Annotated in this window: 17 protein-coding genes; 7 read left to right on the plus strand and 10 right to left on the minus strand. The window is 30.6% G+C overall.

What is annotated here, in order from left to right:
• Positions 1-62 precede the first annotated feature (62 nt).
• The 4 genes from MSM_RS07320 to MSM_RS07335 are packed head-to-tail and all read left to right on the plus strand — an operon-like array spanning position 63 to position 3187.
• Positions 63-1298 (plus strand): LL-diaminopimelate aminotransferase, encoded by a 1236-nt coding sequence (locus MSM_RS07320; protein ID WP_004033324.1) that lies wholly within the window; start codon positions 63-65, stop codon positions 1296-1298.
• Between the two features lie 9 nt (positions 1299-1307).
• On the plus strand, positions 1308-2003 hold the full coding sequence (locus tag MSM_RS07325) for a DUF6882 domain-containing protein (RefSeq protein WP_011954518.1): 696 nt from the start codon (positions 1308-1310) through the stop codon (positions 2001-2003).
• A 4-nt stretch (positions 2004-2007) separates the two neighbouring features.
• The gene (locus MSM_RS07330; protein WP_011954519.1) at positions 2008-2592 is read left to right on the plus strand and encodes a DUF6891 domain-containing protein; all 585 of its coding nucleotides are present in this window, start codon (positions 2008-2010) and stop codon (positions 2590-2592) included.
• A gap of 10 nt (positions 2593-2602) precedes the next feature.
• The gene (locus MSM_RS07335; protein ID WP_011954520.1) at positions 2603-3187 is read left to right on the plus strand and encodes a hypothetical protein; all 585 of its coding nucleotides are present in this window, start codon (positions 2603-2605) and stop codon (positions 3185-3187) included.
• Positions 3188-3245: 58 nt separating this feature from the next.
• Here the strand turns inward: MSM_RS07335 and MSM_RS07340 are convergent, their stop codons facing one another.
• The 8 genes from MSM_RS07340 to MSM_RS07375 all read right to left on the minus strand — a co-directional run bounded on the left by MSM_RS07340 (position 3246) and on the right by MSM_RS07375 (position 12129).
• Positions 3246-4628 (minus strand): MFS transporter, encoded by a 1383-nt coding sequence (locus tag MSM_RS07340; RefSeq protein ID WP_011954521.1) that lies wholly within the window; start codon positions 4626-4628, stop codon positions 3246-3248.
• A gap of 212 nt (positions 4629-4840) precedes the next feature.
• Entirely contained in the window at positions 4841-6079 is a 1239-nt protein-coding gene (locus MSM_RS07345; protein WP_011954522.1) for a 4Fe-4S binding protein, read from the minus strand.
• A 15-nt stretch (positions 6080-6094) separates the two neighbouring features.
• Positions 6095-6496 (minus strand): hydrogenase iron-sulfur subunit, encoded by a 402-nt coding sequence (locus tag MSM_RS07350; protein WP_011954523.1) that lies wholly within the window; start codon positions 6494-6496, stop codon positions 6095-6097.
• Between the two features lie 16 nt (positions 6497-6512).
• Positions 6513-7661 carry a Coenzyme F420 hydrogenase/dehydrogenase, beta subunit C-terminal domain gene (locus MSM_RS07355; protein ID WP_011954524.1) on the minus strand — a complete coding sequence of 383 codons (1149 nt, stop codon included), beginning with the start codon at positions 7659-7661 and terminating at the stop codon, positions 6513-6515.
• Positions 7662-7672: 11 nt separating this feature from the next.
• Positions 7673-8782 (minus strand): molybdopterin-dependent oxidoreductase, encoded by a 1110-nt coding sequence (locus MSM_RS07360; protein WP_011954525.1) that lies wholly within the window; start codon positions 8780-8782, stop codon positions 7673-7675.
• 16 nt (positions 8783-8798) lie between these two features.
• Positions 8799-9161, minus strand: coding sequence for a hypothetical protein (locus MSM_RS07365; RefSeq protein ID WP_011954526.1), 363 nt, complete (start codon positions 9159-9161; stop codon positions 8799-8801).
• An 863-nt stretch (positions 9162-10024) separates the two neighbouring features.
• Positions 10025-11416, minus strand: coding sequence for an MFS transporter (locus MSM_RS07370; protein WP_011954527.1), 1392 nt, complete (start codon positions 11414-11416; stop codon positions 10025-10027).
• A 98-nt stretch (positions 11417-11514) separates the two neighbouring features.
• Positions 11515-12129, minus strand: a complete 615-nt coding sequence (locus MSM_RS07375; protein ID WP_011954528.1) for a hypothetical protein — start codon at positions 12127-12129, stop codon at positions 11515-11517.
• Between the two features lie 331 nt (positions 12130-12460).
• On the opposite strand from MSM_RS07375, the gene MSM_RS07380 reads away from it, so the two are divergent.
• Positions 12461-13483 (plus strand): adenylosuccinate synthetase, encoded by a 1023-nt coding sequence (locus MSM_RS07380; RefSeq protein ID WP_011954530.1) that lies wholly within the window; start codon positions 12461-12463, stop codon positions 13481-13483.
• Between the two features lie 166 nt (positions 13484-13649).
• The gene (locus MSM_RS07385; protein WP_011954531.1) at positions 13650-14600 is read left to right on the plus strand and encodes an ABC transporter substrate-binding protein; all 951 of its coding nucleotides are present in this window, start codon (positions 13650-13652) and stop codon (positions 14598-14600) included.
• Positions 14601-14813: 213 nt separating this feature from the next.
• On the opposite strand, the gene MSM_RS07390 is transcribed toward MSM_RS07385, so the two are convergent.
• On the minus strand, positions 14814-15275 hold the full coding sequence (locus MSM_RS07390; protein WP_011954532.1) for a hypothetical protein: 462 nt from the start codon (positions 15273-15275) through the stop codon (positions 14814-14816).
• Positions 15276-15349: 74 nt separating this feature from the next.
• Entirely contained in the window at positions 15350-17446 is a 2097-nt protein-coding gene (acs, locus tag MSM_RS07395) for an acetate--CoA ligase alpha subunit (RefSeq protein WP_011954533.1), read from the minus strand.
• A gap of 368 nt (positions 17447-17814) precedes the next feature.
• Here acs and MSM_RS07400 point away from each other — a divergent pair, with 368 nt between their 5' ends.
• Positions 17815-18735 (plus strand): MJ0548 connectase family domain-containing protein, encoded by a 921-nt coding sequence (locus MSM_RS07400; protein ID WP_004035387.1) that lies wholly within the window; start codon positions 17815-17817, stop codon positions 18733-18735.
• Positions 18736-18742 lie beyond the last annotated feature (7 nt).

Genomic DNA, 18742 nt, shown 5'->3' on the forward strand with positions numbered 1-18742 from the left:
TTAGTTTATATATTCTGATAGCTAAAATATAAATTATATTAATAATTATATGAGGTTCAATCATGGTTGTTAAAATTAATGAAAACTATCTTAAATTAAAAAGTAGTTATCTTTTTGTTGAAGTAGCAAGAAGAGAAGCTGAATTCCAAAAAAATAATCCTGATGCGGATATTATTAAAATGGGTATTGGAGATGTTACCAAACCGTTAGCTCCTAGTGTTATTAAAGCATTCCAGGGTGCTGTAGATGAAATGGGTAATGCTGATACATTCAGAGGTTATGGTCCTGAACAGGGATATGATTTTTTAGCTGAAGAAATTATTAAAAATGATTTTGAACCGTTCGGAGTTTCTCTTGACACTGATGAAGTATTTATTAGTGACGGAGCTAAATGTGATACCGGTAATATTCAAGAAATTTTTGATTTAGGTAATAAAATAGCTGTTACTGATCCGGTTTATACTGTATATGTTGATACTAATGTAATGGCTGGAAGAACTGGTGAAATGAAAGATGACGGTATGTATGAAGGACTTACATACTTAAAATGCAATGCAGAAAACGGATTTGTTCCGGAACTTCCGGAAGAAGATGTGGATATTATTTACTTATGTTATCCAAATAATCCGACAGGTACTACTCTTACTTATGATCAATTAAAAGTCTTTGTTGATTATGCAATTGAACATAAAGCAATTATTTTATTTGATGCAGCATATGAATGTTTCATTCGTGAAGATGATGTGCCTCATACTATTTATGAAATTGAAGGTGCTAAAAATGTAGCTATTGAATTCAGAAGCTTTTCTAAAATGGCTGGTTTCACAGGTACCCGTTGTGCTTATACTGTTGTTCCTAAAGAAGTGGCAGGTTATGACAGTAAAGGCAATGAAGTTCAGTTAAACCAGTTATGGAACAGAAGACAAACTACAAAATTCAATGGTGTTTCATATCCTGTTCAGGTTGCAGCAGCTGCAGTTTATTCTGATGATGGTAAAAAAGAAATTAAAGAAATAATTGATTATTATATGGAAAATGCAAAAGTAATCAAATCTAGCTTGGAAAAATTAGGTCTTGAAGTTTATGGTGGAGTCAATTCACCTTATATATGGGTTAAAACTCCAAATAACATGGATTCCTGGGCTTTCTTTGATTTATTATTAAATGAAGCTAATGTAGTTGGAACTCCAGGTTCAGGATTCGGACCAAGTGGTGAAGGTTATTTGAGACTTACTGCATTCAATACTTTAGAAAATACTAAAGAAGCAATGGACAGAATTTCCAAATTAAATTTTTAGGTGTTTTTTGTGAGGAAAATTGAAAAACCAGTTGAAATTGAACAGGGTGACTCATTTAAAGTTATCTTATCTAAATACGGTGCTTTAGGTTTAGATAAACAGGAAAACTTATCAGAATTAATCGGAGATTTGGAAGGTCAGTTGGATATTGAAAAAGGTGTCTTAACATTTAGTGACGATATTTCATTTAATGTTCAGATTTTAGGTTTCTTCAATGAAGAAGCTAAAAAATGGTCCTGGGCATGGGATAATGAAAATATAGGATTTGATGAAAGTCTAATTGAAGCTGCAAAAGAAATTCATGAAATCGGTTTAAAATATGAAATCGGCCAATTTACAACTCCTGAATTTGAAACAACTTTTGATGATTGTCATATATGGGCAATGGTAGCTACTTCTATTTTAAAAATGGACGGATACTATGGAGTTAATATGGAAGGATTGGATATCTTTGTAGCTATTAAATCTGATTTGATAGTTGAAAACAATTCAGTTCTTAAATTCAGAGATACATTCTACACTTTCCAGAAGAATTTTGAAATTTTCCCAAAAATAGCTTTTGAATCATATACAAAACTTAAGGGTTATCCTTTCAAACAGAAAGAAGAGTTTGCTGTCGCTAAACTTGGTGAAAGTCGTATTATTACAAGTTTTACTGAAAGAGGTAATGTAACTCACATTCAAATGCTTTTAGAAGATGAGTGATTTTATGAATCAGGAATTAGTTGATGAAATAGAATATACAAAAGAATTATTAGCTAATTCTGGGTTTTTCAACAGGGAAGATATTATAGAAATATTGGAAGAGCAGTTCATTGAAGATGACATTGATTTTTCCAATATTGAAATATCTTTTAGTCAGAAGGATAACTCTAACTTTAAAGTATTGGAAAATGCCTTTATCAAATTATCCGGTGAAAACATTATAGCTATCCATAACTGCGGTTATGATATTGAAGAGGGAGTAACTGATGCCTTTGAGTTATTTGTTCATCTGAAAAACAATAAATATGACCCTGTGGGTTTTTGTTTTTACACATTTGAAGATGTTGAGGAAGCTATTGAAAACAATAAACTGAAAATCACTTTTGGAGATTTTGAGAATAGTCCTGATAAGGCTTTGGAAATCGGAAAAATTGTTTTCAGCACTTTAAAAGAATCTAATTTTGATGTTAATTGGGACGAAACAGTTAACAACCAGATTGAAATTTCCATTGAATGGGATAAAATTTTTGATGAAAATAAGGAATATGAAATGGAAGGCGCTTTTGAAGCATATATAAATAATAATTAGGTGTTTGAAAATGAATTCAAAATCATTAAATTTAATTGAGGAAGTTATAACTTCTTTTGGAATGTGGGATTCTTTAGAAATAGCTCAAGATTCAATATATCTGGAATTTAGTGATGTTGAGTTGGGAAACCCTAAATATAATGATAGTTTAAATTTATCCTTCAGATTTTCAGACAAGTCATTTATTGTCTTTTTTTATAATAACATCTGGGATGCTGAGTTTTTAGCTAATTTTGATTTTAAAAACCATTTCATTAATGAAGATTTTGTTTTAAAAGTGGAAAAAATTAAATTTTTGGATTTTGAATATCTGAATACCTTTTTTTATAATTATGCCAAAGATAAAGTCCTATCTTTAGATGGGGAGTTTGATATTCATAATATCAGAAATGATTTCTTTGTTTTACTTGAAACTGAGGAATTAGCTATTGCTGTTGGCGGAAATGAAATGGATTTCTTTTTCAATGATTTAAAATTAGATGACGATAGCTTAAAAGAATTATCTAATCAGTGGATTCTTTATTTTTTGAAATATCGTTTAAAAAGAAATATTATCATGAAAGATCCGATGTGTGAACATAACACATTAATTTAAAATAAAATTAATAGCTGTTTTGTTATAAACAGCTATCTTTTAAACTCTTTTTTCCAATTTAAAAATACAGTTTGTCCTTGGATTTGTAGCCTATATGGCAGACAATAAAACAAAGAGCACTGATTACGGTTATAATCAGTAATGTTATTTGGGAACAGGAAATAAGCTGAGGATAGTTAGATGGCTGAATTATTACATTTCCCATCATTATTGCAAAAATCACAGTTAATATTCCAGTACTTAATGTTTGACCAAGTATTCTCATTGTAGCTACTGCACTTGATGCCATTGGAGTATCTTTTGGAGGAACACTGCTCATTATAGTGTTGATGTTTGGACTTGCGAATAATCCGTAGCCTATACCCTGCAATGCAAGTGATACAAGTACAATTACAATTGATGTGTCTTTATCAAGAGGTACAAGCAGGATTAAACCGACAGTTACAATTATCATTCCGATTGTTGCAATTTTTTGAGGATCAATTCTATCAGATAATTTTCCGGCTGCTGGAGCTACAATAGCCATTAATAATGGGAATGTAATTAAAATCAGTCCTGAAAGCTGTGAATCAAAACCGCGAACATACTGGAAATTGTAATTGACAATTGTAGTTACTACAAAGGTAGCTATGTAACTTAATATACTGGCTATATTGCTTGATAAAAATTTCTTATTTTTATATAATTTTATGTCATATGCAGGATATTTGGAGTTTAACTCAATTTTACCAAATAAAATCAGTAAAAGCACTCCAGCAACAGTTATTATGAATCCTATTGTTGTATTAAATATTGAAAATCCGTAAATCAATAATAAGATTCCAATTGCAAAGACTATAGAACCTTTCAAGTCGAATTTTTCATTTTGGTATTTGAACCATTCCTCTTTTATTGTAAAAAGTAATATTAGGTTTAATAATATAAATGGAATCATTACCCAGAATATGGATTCCCAGCCGAAATTATAGGTTAGACTGCCTCCAAGTACTGGTGCCAGTGCAATTCCGATATATGTGCAGCTTACAGTTATTCCCAGTGCCTGACCTCTTTTTTCAGGACTTATTGCCTCAGCAATTATTAACATTGAATCTACACAAAGACCGGCACCTCCGATTCCCTGAATTACTCTGAATATTAATAATTCCGGAATTGTGTGTGATAGGGGAGTTCCAATACTTCCGATTAACATTAAAATTACAGAATAAATAAATGTTTTCTTAACTCCATATCTGCTGCAGAGCTTTCCTAAAGGAATAGCTAATACTCCCATTGTTAATAAAAATATATTTGTAACCCAATTTTGCATTATATTACTTAATCCAAAAATTTCAGCCATTTTAGGCAGTGCAACAGGCGTAACATTTCCCATGTATGCGCCGTAAAATGTGGCAAGAGAGGCTACAGTTATAACAATAAAATCTCTTTTTTTATTTGCATTCATAAAAAACAACTCTCTTTTTTATTTATTATAATGTAGTTTGTATTTTTTAAGTAATATGCAATTTTCTATTTGATTTATCTGTTATAATCATAAATTCATTAGATGTAAAATAGAATTATTAAATTTATATAAATTGGGAGAGATGTTTTTAATAAGAGTAATATAATAAAATTGAATAGGTTTAAAATAAAAAAAGAATAGGTGTTTAACACCTATTTGTAACTTAAAGCTTTTTCAGGACATGTTTCGATACATTGTCCACATAATGTACAGAATCCTGCTATTGGAAGTTTAGGATTATCTGTTGTTTTTAGCATATTATATGGGCAGCTGTTTACACAGTCTCCACATTGGTCACATTTTGATGGATTATATTGTATTCTTGGTCTTTTTATAAGTGTGCCATTTTTATTTATTTCAAATTCCGTATCCAGTGTTAATGCATTATTCGGACAAGATGATGCACATGCTCCGCAGCGTATACAACTTTTAAATAAAGGGTCTTCATCACTTTTTATCTGTTCCGGAACGGACATTCCTGTTTTTGTAACCACATGAATAGCTTGTGTAGGACATTTCATTGCACATGCTCCGATATGGTCACATTTTTCTGCATCACAAACTACTCCCTCTTCAGTACATGGTGTTGCGTCATGGAGTTTTACATTTAATGAAATTGCATTTACTGAACACATTTTTTCACATAAACCGCATGCTGCACACATTTTTGGAAGAGTTATTGTTAGATTGTTGGTATTGAATTTAATAAAGTCTCCGGGACATATTTCAACACATGTTTTACAACCTATACATGAGGATTCATTTAGTTTAAACTCAGTAATTTCTTTTGTTCTTTTTGTTGGAATTTTTTCAGAGATAAATACTGCATTCCATGGACAGGTTTGAGAACAAACACCGCATTTAATGCAAATTTCAGAATTAATTTCTATTGGTTCGCCAAGTTCATTTAAACTGATTGCCTGTACAGGACATTCTTCAATACAGGTTCCGCACCCAACACAGTTTTCAATATAAATCGGTCCTTCAATATTGAGTTCACGATGATTTGGATCTTTAATGCCTTCAATTCCTACATAATCCAAAGGACATATTTCAACACATTGCTGACACATGACACAAAATCCTTCAAGAGGAATTTTAGGATTGTTGGTTAGTGTTATAGTGTTTTGAGGGCATGTTTCTACACATTTTCCGCACTGATCACATTTTAGGCCATTAAAAATTAATCTTGCTTGCTGGGCGCCACCTTCTTCAAGTGTTAAAAAGTCTACTTTTAATGCATCATTGGGACATATTTCAGCACATTTGGGGGAATCGCCACAGGTATCGCAGTGAATTATGTTATTAGGTTGTACTTTTATAGCATTTGAAGGACATATTCCTTCGCAGGCTTCACATTTAATACAATCGTCAGTATTAAAAATAATCATTTCAAAACCTCTTTTTTATTCTAAATTCAAAGGACCTAATTTGCTGACTGTTTTTTCAAATTCTTCCATTGTTTTTTGGAATTTTTCACCTTCTGAAGCAGATACCCATTCAAATTTAAATCTTTCTTTTTCAATACCAAATTCTTCTACAATGTCTTGAACCATAAATGCTCTTCTGTTCCATTTATAATTTCCTGCATCATAGTGACAATCTCCAAGATGACATCCCCCTACAAATACTCCGTCAGCACCTTCTTTAAATGCTTTAAAAACTAAAGACGGGTTAATTCTGCCAGAACACATTACTCTTATAATTCTAATGTTTGGAGGATATTGCATTCTTGCAGTCCCGGCAGTATCTGCACCACCATAACAACACCAATTACATAATAATCCTACTATTTTAACATCACTCATATTATCACCTTTTATTTTATAAAATCTCTTTTTTTGGACTGTATAATGGAGGTTTCTCTTCGGATATTCCTGCAATATATCCAGTTCTATTTTTATATTTTCTTTGTATTTTGTCGAATAGTTTATCAACAGGTATTTCCATAGGACATACGTCTCCGCACTGTCCGCAGTTTACACAACTAAATGCCATGTGGGATAATCTTACACCCTGGAATGAAATAGCGCTTGGCGGACAGTTTTCGTTTTCATTTTCAAAGTATGATTTTTCTAATTCACATTCATTACACCAGCAGATTGGACATATGTCTCTACATGCATAACATTGAATACATCTGTTCCATTCATCAGAGCCAATGGAAATATCTTCGTCTAAAAGTGAGGTTTTTTCTTTTTCACCCATTTTTGTCATGAGATTTTCTATTTTGCTTCTTATTCCAATAGCTTTTTCACTAGGTGTTTTACCTTCGATGTAACCTTCAGCTTTTGCCTGGTTTACTATTTTTGCTCCTTTTTCTGAATTTATTTCAATGAATGTCCAGCCGTCTTCAGCACCCCAGTTTCCACAGGCTATATCTGCATTACGTGGAACTTTAAGGTCACATCTTTGGCAGTTATGTCTTCTACCATATCCGTTTTCTTCCAGTTCATCGATACTGACTGCTTTTTCGCTGCCGTCTTCTAATTCAACTATGAATTTACCTTTTGCAATTTCTTCTTTAACAACAGAACTTGGATCAATGTCATAGTATAATTTAAGCATTTCACGTGCTGTTATAGGACTTATTGTTCCTCCACAGTTCAGTCCTATAGTGTAAATATTGTCAGGATTGATTCTGTGTCTTTTAATTAATTCATTTACTGCTTTTGCATCACATGGTTTTACAGCTATTCCGATTTTTTTATCAGATAAATATTTGCTGATGAGGTCTGCAGTCATTGTTGGTGCACAATGAAGTGAACCGCTTGTTTTTAATAATTCTTCACTGGTTGTTGCAATAGTTGGAATTCCATCATAGATATCATCTTCAGGTTTTAATGTTAAAACACCGTCTATAATGTTGTTGTCTAATAAATATTGTAAAATTCCGGTTACAGCTCCTCCAACAGCAGCTTTTTTCAATATCTCTTCGTCTTTAGAACGAGCTAGAATATAATTTGAACTCATAAACATACCTTCTATAAATCAATATCTAATTTTTCGGAAATTTTCATTAAAATTTCAATTTCAGAAAGATTTTCATTTACAATGTCTGGAACAGCTATTTTAAAGTTTTGATTTGTATTTACACTGTTTGTGTAAGATCCTTCTTTAAAAGCCCAAGGTTTTCCAGGAATTACATAATCGCTTTTATTTACAATATCATTTTTAAAATAAGAAATGGTAACTATCTTTTTTATGCTGTTTAAATCGTCTTCAGTTATATAATCGAGAGGATTTTCATTGACAATTAATAAAACTTCAATATTTTTCAATTCTTCTTTTAATTCATTTAAATTAATAGGATCTATTTTATTTAATGCTCCTTTACTGTTACATTTTTTGTATATAGGTAAAATTTTAGCATTGGTTTTTAATCCTATTTCAGATATTTTTTGGCAGTTTTCTTCATTGTCTACCTTATTGAATATTATAATTGCATCTTCGTTTAATTCATCTAAAATTTCTTCATCTAAACTATCGAGGAATTCACTTACAGAGTCAAATTGAATATATTTATCGGAGTTTATGGAAGTGGTATTTTTATTTTCATTATCTGCACAAATAACTTTTGCACCATTTTCTTTAGCCATTATTACTCTTCTGGCAACTAAAGGGTTTTCATCATATAAGTCTCCGATAATCAAAATGGTTTTGGAATTGTTGATGTCATCGTAACTTGTAGCTGTTTTGTCAAGGTTTACAAATCCATTTTCATATAAGAATAATTTGTTTCCATAGTTTTCACTGAATTTTTTTATCAAATCCAATTCTTCATTTGTTGAATTTCCTGAACATAAAATCCCGAACTGTTCCGGTTCTACATTTTTTATATCTTCTATAAACTGTTCTATAATGCTTTTAAAATCAGATTCATTTAATTTTCCGTTATTTACTATGGAAGGTTCATCGATTTTATTAAATGAATATTTTGTAAAACAGTATCTGCCATTTTTACAGTTTTTTCCTTCATTAATTTCATGTCTTTTGTAGGGATAAGTTCCAAGTAATTCTTTATTATTTGAGATTAAAGTTATGCCACAGCCAGTACTACATGATGGGCATATTGTATGCTTTAAATTTAACATATATATCACTACTCTATCAATTTATCAATTGATTTTCAAAAAATGCTTTTGAAAATGTTGTTTCGTTTTCGTTTTTTATTTCATAAACATTCTGTCTTGTCAGATTAATCATTTCCATTAGAATATCACTGCTTTTTTTAACTAAAATTTGAGAAAATAATTCTTTTTGAAATTTTTCGTATTCCTCCAGAATTATTCTACCTTCAACTTTTAATTTTATATCAAAAGAGCCATAATTTTTTAAAATGCAATCATAATTTAATACTTTTTGATCAGTGTTTTCATAGTCTACAGACCAGTCTAAGTTTAATGTTAATTGCTTATTTTTAGGGTTAGGATTTAATCTTATTAATCCAACCTTTTCTATATGGATTTCCATTTAATCACCAAGCTCCAATTAATAAATTATTTTTTTAAATTATTCAATCAAATATTTTTAGAAAGAATAATCTATTTAAAGTTTTTAGTAATAATTATATAAATTTTATTAATTATTTTAAGCTTGTATGGGATTTATTTTTAATATTTAACAGTAATAAAAGTATTTTATAGAAAATTAGTTTTAATTAAATGGGTGTTGGTTAATTTAATGATTTAGAGCCCAGTTAATTTTTTGAGTATTATTTTAGCTTTATTTTATTTTCTTTAATTTCAGTTTAATTTTTGTTATAGTTTGTTAATATGATTTATTTTTTATTTTTTCAATCATGATTATTTTTTTGTAGTTTTTATAGTTTAATATGCTTTATAATCTGGTTTTTATTGGATTATATTTGTTTTTTAAAAGTATTACTTTTTACTAAATTCTTCCTATTTTTATTAACATTTTTTTATAAAAAAGTATTACTTAAAAATTTTTTATTTATATATGTTTTTGTTTTTTGTATTATCTGGCTAATTGATTTTTATTGTATTTTTTGTCTATATTCTGGGGGATTTTTAGGCTATAAATTGCTGATTATTATTTTTTTTCATTTTTTTTCAAAAAAAGTAATACTTTTTTATCAAAAAGTATTTATTATACTTAGTCACTATATATGATTGTTTGAAGATGATTCCGTAATTTCGTAAGAATCATAATTTTGCTCAGCTGTGTTATCTTGGGAGTGGTTTCTATTTTCAAACAAAGTCATCTCTTTTTAAAATAGATGAACATTACAATTTTTACAAAAAAATAAGAATTAGTTTTTTAACTAATTCTTATAGCCTTTATGTACTGATTTTTAAAAGATAATGTGGTGGTTATCTTTGTGTGGTGTTTAATTTATCATCAGAGTTCATTCCTACAAGTGATACTAAAACACTTATGACTCCAAGTACTGTTGAACATATTAAAGCTAAATGACAGCTTTCACTAAGTTGAGGATATACGCTAGGGGTTATGGCCACATTACCCATTACAAATGCAAAAATAACTGTTAAAATGCCTATACTTAATGTCTGACCGATAACTCTCATGGTAGCTACTGCAGCTGATGCCATGGTTGTTTCATTTGGCGGAACACTGCTCATAATTGTATTTGTATTTGGGCTGCTGAACAGTCCATATCCGACACCTCCAATCATCAATGCAATAATTATGATATATACTGATGTGGAGTCATCCATTGTTGTCAGTATTAATATGGCTATTGTTGCAAGTCCCATTCCAAGTGCTGAGAGCTTTTGAGGATTTATCAAATCAGACAATTTTCCGGACTGCGGAGTTACAATTGCCTGCATTATAGGCATGCTGATTAAAATCAGTCCGGTCATTTGTGCATTCCAGCCTAAAATATATTGGAAATGGTAATTGATAATTGTAGATACACTAAAAATGGAAATATAACTTATTACGCTGGCTATGTTGCTTGATAAGAATTTGTGGTTCTTATATAATCTTACATTAAATATAGGATATTTCTGTTTTAATTCATAGTAAATGAATATTATTAGAAATATTACTCCAACTGCTGTAATTGCCTGTCCGGTTAGTGTATGCAGTTCTGTAAATCCATACATAAATGCTGAAATTCCAATTCCATAAAAAACACTTCCTTTTATATCAATCGGATCATTTGCATCTAATTTCCATTCCTCTTTAATTTTTAAATAAGTAAGGACCACTACAATAAAACTTACAGGAAGTGTTATTGCAAAGATACTTTCCCAGCCAAAGTTATATGTTAAACTTCCTCCCAGTACTGGAGCCAGAGACAGTCCGATATAAACTGAAGCTATGTTTATTCCCAATGCACGTCCTCTTTGATTATTTGGAACAGCTTTTACAATCATACTTACTGAAGATACAAATATTGCAGCAGATCCTATTGCCTGAATAAATCTGAACAGTAATAGCATTTCAGTATTTGCTGCCATTATTATTCCAGCAGTTCCTATGAAAAATACAAGTGCACCATAGAAGAATGATTTTTTAAGTCCTTTTTGGGCACAAATTTTTCCGAAGGGGACACTTAATACAGCCATTGTTAATAAATAGAGGTTTATTGTCCAGTTTTGCAAAATATTGCTTAGGTGAAATACTCTTGCAAGTTCCGGCAGAGCCATTGTTACTGCATTTGATGTGTAGGCAGCCATAAAACTAGCCAGTGATCCTACAAGCACTACATAAAATGCTGTTGTTTTTTTAATCATTTGTTTTTATTTCTCCGTTTTATTGTTTTTTTAAAATAAGAATATTAATATATTTGTTAAGTATGTACAATAAAACTTTGCCAGCAACTATAAAAAAATTAGTTTGGGAATAAATAGTTATAAATTTTATTTATTCCAGAAAAAAATCCGTTATATTCTTTGTTATGTATATTACCTATCATATCTTCGATACGGTCATCTAACTCTTTAGTATAAGTTTTGTTGTTGTAATCATAGGTTGTGAAGTAATGAACTTCAATACTATAATTTGTATCCTCTTTTGGGAAAACATAGTTTACTCCGACATGATCCCATTGATAATCATTATCTCTTGAAGGATTTGAATAATACTGTTTGGAAACATTAATGCCTCCTAAATCAATATTTTCTTTTTTTAATACTTTAAAACCTCCAGATTCCATAGAAGCAAATTTGGCATTTGAAATGTCGGTTATACTTGATTCCGGCCAATCATCCCATACATCAATAATAGTGTAGTTGTTTGTAATTCCATTATCTGTTTTTGCTTGACTACTAAGGTTTACTTCATCTGTTGTGTTCCAGGCTTCTGGAACTACAATATTTGAATGTCCAAATTCAATGGTTTTGTCTGTATGGACACTTAAAAAATTATTTATGGCACCCATATTAGCCACAAAAAATATTATTATAATAGCAATAACAATGCTCATAAAAATATCTCTTTTTTGCATATTATTCCTCTATTCCTTTATGTTTGGTTTTATCCCATTTTCTTTCTTTTCTAATAATCATTTTAAACATTGTTTCGAAAAATAATGGTATTAAATGGAAACAATAAATCCAATAACCGATAATGTCTTTTATAAATTTGTTTTAATTTTCATATGATGTTGATTTTTTTGAAATTTGATTTTGTATTTATTATTATAAAAGAAAAATGCATTGAAAATATATTGATAATGGGGTATTTTGGAAAAGTTTTTAAAAGAGTACTAACAAAGTATTTTAGTGTTGTGAAAATTTTTATTTTTCATGTTTTAATATTATGAAAGGAGTTATTAAATGACTTGTAGTATTTTAGTCGGTGGAGCATGGGGTGACGAAGGTAAAGGTAAATGTATCACTTATCTTTGCGGTAATGATAAACCGGATATCATTGCTCGTGCAGGTGTAGGTCCAAATGCAGGCCATTCTGTAGAGTTTAATGGTGAAAAATATGGTTTAAGGCTCATCCCTTCTGGTTTTGTACATACTGATGCTAAACTCATGATTGGTGCTGGAGTATTAGTAGATAAAGATGTTTTATTTAAAGAATTTGAAGATTTAAAGAAATATAATGTAAAAGAAAGAACTTTTGTGGATCCTAGATGTGCTATTATTACTAAAGATCACAGAGAAAGGGACAAAAAATCAGAACATTTAGCTAAAAAAATAGGAAGTACTGGATCCGGCTGCGGACCAGCTAATTCTGATAGGGTATTAAGAACAGTTAAATTAGCTAATGATGTTCCTGAACTTGAGGATTATTTAGCTGATGTTTCTTTAGAAACTAATGATGTTTTGGATAATGGAGGGGATGTATTTATTGAAGGTTCTCAAGGATTTGCATTATCTCTTTACTATGGAACTTATCCATTTGTAACTAGTAAAGACACTACTGCAAGTACATTTGCTGCTGATGTAGGTGTAGGTCCAACTAAAGTCGATGAAGTAATCAATGTATTTAAAGCTTATATTACCCGTGTTGGTGAAGGACCTTTCCCAACTGAAATTTCACAAGAAGAAGCTGAAAGTAAAAATATTGAAGAATATGGTGTTGTAACTGGACGTAGGCGTCGTGTAGGTTTATTTGATATGGAACTTGCAAAAGAATCCTGCAGAATCAATGGTGCAACTCAAATAGCTTTAACCTGTGTAGACAGATTATATCCCGACTGTGCTAGAACACAAAGTTATGATGATTTATCTGCTGAGACCAAAAAATTCGTTGAAGAAATTCAATCTGAAACTGGTGTTCCAGTAACTATTATTTCAACAGGTCCGGATTTAAAGGACACTATTGATTTGAGAAAAGAATTATTATAATTAATTAATTCCTTTCACTTTTTTTTAATTTATTTTTGCTTATTTGTTGATATTTTTTAAAAAGGTTTTGTTCATGGCTTTAATTTTAAATTTTAAGAATGTTTCAGAAACTTTTATATATTGCTATTTTTAATACATATTACTGTAATTTAATTATGGTGATGATATGAATAAAAAATCAATTATAACTATTGTTATAATCGTTGCAGTTATCATTATTGCAGCTGGAGCATATATGTTTTACTCCAATCAAGATGATGGTACAGTAACTATCGGTTATCTTCCAAGTGATCATGATGCAGCTTTATTCATTGCTGATGCTCAAGACATGTATCAAAAAGAAGGTATTAATACTAAATTAGTTCAATTCAATAATGGTGGAGACTTAATGACTGCTATGGCTAGTGGTGAAGTGGATGTTGGATATGTAGGTATCACTCCAGTATTGTCTTCAATAGAAAAAGGCGTACCAGTAAAAGTTATTTCTGGTGTACAGACTGAAGGTAGTGGAATTGTTGTAAGTAACAGTTCAGGAATTACTTCTGTTCAGGATTTAGAAGGCAAATCCATTGCTACTCCTGGAGAAGCTTCCATTCAATATATGTTGCTTAAATATTATTTAAATCAGAATAATATTGATATTAAAGATTTAAAAGTTTCTGCAATGAAAGTTCCTTCAATGAATGATGCTTTAAAATCTAATCAGATTGACGGTATGTTAACTTATGAACCGTTTGTAACTACTGCAGTTGAAAACGGCAATACTGAATTGGTTGACTCATCTGAAATCATACCTGGACATCCATGCTGTGTAGTTGCCGCATCTGATGATTTCTTAAAAGAACATCCTGATGAAGCTAAAAAAATTGTAGAAATCCATGGTAATGCTACTAAATATGTTCAAGAAAATCCTGATGATTCAGTATCCCAATTACCAAAAGACATAGTATCTAATCCGGATATTGAGAAAAAATCTTTAAGCGGAATCAATTTTGTTTCAGGATTGGATGATGCATATAAACAAAAAGTATTGGACTTCATGAATATTGAAGTTGATTTAGGTGTCTTAAAAGAAAAAATTCCTGCAGAAAAAATCTTTTATGATGTAACTGCTTAATTTATCTTTTGAATGTAATTTTTTATAAGTTACATTCCCCTTATTTTTTTTTTTAAATTTTGATTCTGTTGCTGCTGAAAGATACAGCACTTTAGTTTGAAGAATTTTAACAATAGTTTATTGCAAAATAAAAAGAAGTAGCTATGGTTATATTTAAAAGTTTTATTTTTACTGTAATATAATCAAAGCAATTTTTAATTTAAAGTAGGAACTTTAATGTTTTTTTAAAATATCTTTTGTGCTATCTACATAATCAATAGCTATTTTTAACAAGTTTGTAAATGTATTTACGATTTCCATAATTGCATTATCCAGATCTGCAATAGCTTGATCCAATTCGGAATTGTCTATTCCGATATTTTTCAAATTGCCAATACTTTTTACAAGACTTTCTTGGTATTGTGGAAATATCTGATTTATATATTTAAAAAATGGTTCATATTCATTGTAATTAACTTCTTTTTGATTTAAGCTGTCTACAATATCCAAATACATTCTGTTAAAGTCTTTGGCACTATTTTTAAAAGATGGAGTTGTGTTTTTAATTTCTTCAATTAATATTTTTATAGCTTCAGGATTGTTATTTTGAAGTTCATCTGCATTTTTCTGAATTATTTCACCGATATTTTGAAATCCTGTATTTAATCTGGTTATAGCTATGGTATATAATTCCAAATCTATTTCATTAGTTATAGTATAACCTCCAACTAATGTTTAAAAGAAAAAAGAGTAATTTCTCAAATGAGAAATTATAATTTGATTTTTATATCAAGAGCACTTGATCCGTTTTCGTATACGAAAATTGGGTTAATATCCAATTCGGATATTTCAGGGAAGTCTAAGGTTAACCTAGCTACTCTTTTAATAGCTTCTTTTACAGCATCAATATCGCATGGTGCTTCTCCTCTGTAACCTTTAAGCAATTCGCTAACTTTAGTGTCATTGATTTGCTCATCAATTTCCTGACTGCTGATACCGTTAGCTAATTTAAAGGATACATCTTCAATAAGGTTAACGTAAATTCCACCCATACCAAATGCAATCATCGGTCCGAATTGTTTGTCTTTAATCATACCGACAATTACTTCCTGACCGGTTTCCATCATTTTTTGCACTTCTACACCATCCGGCACAATGTCAGGATGTGCTTTTTTAGCATTAGCTATGATTTCATCGAAAGTTGCTTTAGCTTCTTCTTCACTTTCAATTCCTACTTTTACTCCGCCGATATCTGATTTGTGAAGTATTTTGTCAGAAGCTATTTTAAGTACAACAGGGAATTCCATATCTGCTGCTAATTGGCTTGCTTCATCTGCATTGGTAGCTAATTTAATTGGTGCAGCTTCAATTCCATAAGCTTCAGCTACTGCATATGCTTCACTACCAAGTAAGGTGTCTCTGCCGTCAGCTTTAACTTTAGCAAATATTTCTTCTACAGCTTTTTTATCGATGTTGTCTAAATCATCAATACATGAATCAGCTTCTCTGCGTTCCAATTCAGCATAGGTTGTCATAGCTGCAAGTGCATCTACTGCATTTTCAGGGAAAACATAAGTAGGCACATTGTGGGACCTTAGTGCATGGTTTGCTGCTTCAAAGGTTGGTCCACCCATGTTTACAACTAAAATAGGTTTTCCGAATTTTTCTCTTTCTTCTAAGATTGCAGCTGCAATTCCGTCTGGGTCTGCAGATGCTGTAGGACAAACCATAATGATTAAACTGTCTACTTGATCATCTTTTAAAACAATATCTAATGTTTCTTTGTACCTTTGTACTGGAGCGTCTCCTAAAACATCAATAGGGTTGTTTACACTACCTTCTTCAGGAATACCTTTCCTTAATTTTTCTTTGGTTTCTTCATCAAATTGAACAAGTTTCAATCCCTGTCTTTCCATTTCATCTACAGTAAGTACTCCTCCACCACCAGCATTGGTAATGATAGCTACATTGTTTCCTTCTGGAAGTGGTGCTTTGGAAAATGCCAATCCGATATCAAATAATTCTGCCATGCTGCTTACACGAAGAATTCCGGATTGTTCAAAAGCAGTATCAAATGCCAAGTCACTACCGGCTAAAGCACCAGTGTGGGAAGATGCAGCTTCTGCACCGGCATTACTTGAACCGGATTTAAGTACAACAATTGGTTTTTTAGCAGTGGTTTGTCTCATTGCTTTAACAAAATTATCATCGTCAGATATTGATTCTAAATAACATATAATAACTGCAGTTTCAGGGTCTTCAGCTAAGTAATTCATTAATTCGGTTTCACTTACACCTGCTTTGTTTCCAAGACTGATTACTTTACTGAATCCGATTCCTGAAGTAAGACTCCAATCAAGAAGTGCTACCATCATAGCTCCACTTTGGGAAATAAATGCAATATTTCCTTTTGGCGGCATCATTTGTGCAAATGAAGAGTTTAATGGAGTATGGGAATCTGTAATTCCTAAACTGTTTGGTCCAATAATATTTATCCCATATTCTTTACTAAGTGCAACTAATTCTTCTTCTAATTTTGCACCTTCTTCTCCAATTTCTTTGAAACCAGCACTAATAACTACCATGTTTTCTACGCCAGCTTCACCACAGTCTTTTATTGATTCATTTACAAAAGCTGCAGGAATGGACATGATTACTAAGTCCACCTTTTCAGGAACATCTTTAATATTTTCATATGCTTTTAACCCTTGGATTTCTCCGCTTTTTGGGTTAATTGGGTATACTTTTCCTTTATATCCTCCAGAGATGATATTATCTATGATAATATAACCTACTTTACCTGGGGTGTTTGAAGCTCCGATTACAGCAACTGAATCAGGTTTAAACATTTTATTGAGATCTTTCATAGGTTTTTTCTCCTAGTTCTTTAATTTTTACCATTATTTAAATTATAATTTTTATGACGTTATAATTTGTAATGATAAATAATTAAAAATTATTATACTACTATTTTATGCTCTATTGTTATATAAAGATTGTTATTATGAACACTTCTATAATCTTTTTAATTAATTTTAATGCTATGTTTTAATACTTTAGAAGGAGTTATAACGAATTTCTTTGCTTGGTTATATATGATACGATTTTTTAATGGAAATTTTTTAGGGTCATATCAAAATTTGATGAAAATATATAACTTATAATAAATATAATATATTATTAACTTAAATTATTAAATTAATTTTTATTCATTGTTAATTTTAGAGGTTAGGAAATGAGTTTGATTATTGCTTATATTGGAAAAAAAGGATGTGTAATGGCTAGTGATAAAAGAAGAATTGGTTATTTTGGGAATAAAGAGCAATTAAATGCATTGGAATCTGAATTATACAGTGGTAAAATAAAAACCGATGAGGAATTTAAAAAGAAAGCTGATGAATACGGCATCTCAATTAAGTTAACTGAAGATGCTACTAAAATAACCACTGTGGGAAATTGCGTAAGGGGAGAAGTCACAACCAAAAAAGTTTTTGAAACATACAGGAAAAGAATTTACGGAACTACAATGGGTTACCAGATAGTGGAATTGTCAGGTTCTGAAACTGTTTCAAGGGAAGCCGGTGAAAAGGCAATTATTGTATTTGGTAATAAATTTGCCAAACAGGAAGCAGAAAAGCTAATAAACAAAAAATGGAAACCTTCATTAAGTTTAAAATATATGGGTGATATCTTTGAAGAGATACTTACCGAAATTTCTAGAAAAACACCAACAATTGGAAATACTTTTGATGTTTTAATCAAACAGCCTAAATTCAACAAATCAGAAGCTCAAAGACATCTTAATGTAAGTATTGATAAGGATATTAAGGTTTTATCTAAATTTAGACAAAAGCTTCAGGAAGATTTAATCCAAAAAAATAAGGAAATAGCTTTGGCTGATAAAATTATTAATAAAGGAGATGTTGGTGAAGTTGTTTCAGTAGATGGGAAAATGCTTCATGTCAAATTAAATAGTAAAACACAGGCTTTTGATGGAAATTGGAAACAGATAGCTAAGCCAAATGAAACTGTTTTCATGTTCAGTGACCATAACCATGTGGAACTTGGAGATAAGGTAGTTATCCAGGATGAAAAGTTATGTCTTAAAAAGGACAAATCTAATCTTAAATGTGATATAATTTTATGCAGTTTATAAAGGAGAT

This window comes from Methanobrevibacter smithii ATCC 35061, assembly GCF_000016525.1.
Classification (GTDB): Archaea; Methanobacteriota; Methanobacteria; order Methanobacteriales; family Methanobacteriaceae; genus Methanocatella; species Methanocatella smithii.

Coding starts and splice junctions, on each gene's coding strand:
- MSM_RS07320 (WP_004033324.1), top strand. CDS start 63: ATGGTTGTTAAAATTAATGAAAACTATCTTAAATTAAAAAGTAGTTAT.
- MSM_RS07330 (WP_011954519.1), top strand. CDS start 2,008: ATGAATCAGGAATTAGTTGATGAAATAGAATATACAAAAGAATTATTA.
- MSM_RS07335 (WP_011954520.1), top strand. CDS start 2,603: ATGAATTCAAAATCATTAAATTTAATTGAGGAAGTTATAACTTCTTTT.
- MSM_RS07340 (WP_011954521.1), bottom strand. CDS start 4,628: ATGAATGCAAATAAAAAAAGAGATTTTATTGTTATAACTGTAGCCTCT.
- MSM_RS07345 (WP_011954522.1), bottom strand. CDS start 6,079: ATGATTATTTTTAATACTGACGATTGTATTAAATGTGAAGCCTGCGAA.
- MSM_RS07350 (WP_011954523.1), bottom strand. CDS start 6,496: ATGAGTGATGTTAAAATAGTAGGATTATTATGTAATTGGTGTTGTTAT.
- MSM_RS07355 (WP_011954524.1), bottom strand. CDS start 7,661: ATGAGTTCAAATTATATTCTAGCTCGTTCTAAAGACGAAGAGATATTG.
- MSM_RS07360 (WP_011954525.1), bottom strand. CDS start 8,782: ATGTTAAATTTAAAGCATACAATATGCCCATCATGTAGTACTGGCTGT.
- MSM_RS07365 (WP_011954526.1), bottom strand. CDS start 9,161: ATGGAAATCCATATAGAAAAGGTTGGATTAATAAGATTAAATCCTAAC.
- MSM_RS07370 (WP_011954527.1), bottom strand. CDS start 11,416: ATGATTAAAAAAACAACAGCATTTTATGTAGTGCTTGTAGGATCACTG.
- MSM_RS07375 (WP_011954528.1), bottom strand. CDS start 12,129: ATGCAAAAAAGAGATATTTTTATGAGCATTGTTATTGCTATTATAATA.
- MSM_RS07380 (WP_011954530.1), top strand. CDS start 12,461: ATGACTTGTAGTATTTTAGTCGGTGGAGCATGGGGTGACGAAGGTAAA.
- MSM_RS07385 (WP_011954531.1), top strand. CDS start 13,650: ATGAATAAAAAATCAATTATAACTATTGTTATAATCGTTGCAGTTATC.
- acs (WP_011954533.1), bottom strand. CDS start 17,446: ATGAAAGATCTCAATAAAATGTTTAAACCTGATTCAGTTGCTGTAATC.
- MSM_RS07400 (WP_004035387.1), top strand. CDS start 17,815: ATGAGTTTGATTATTGCTTATATTGGAAAAAAAGGATGTGTAATGGCT.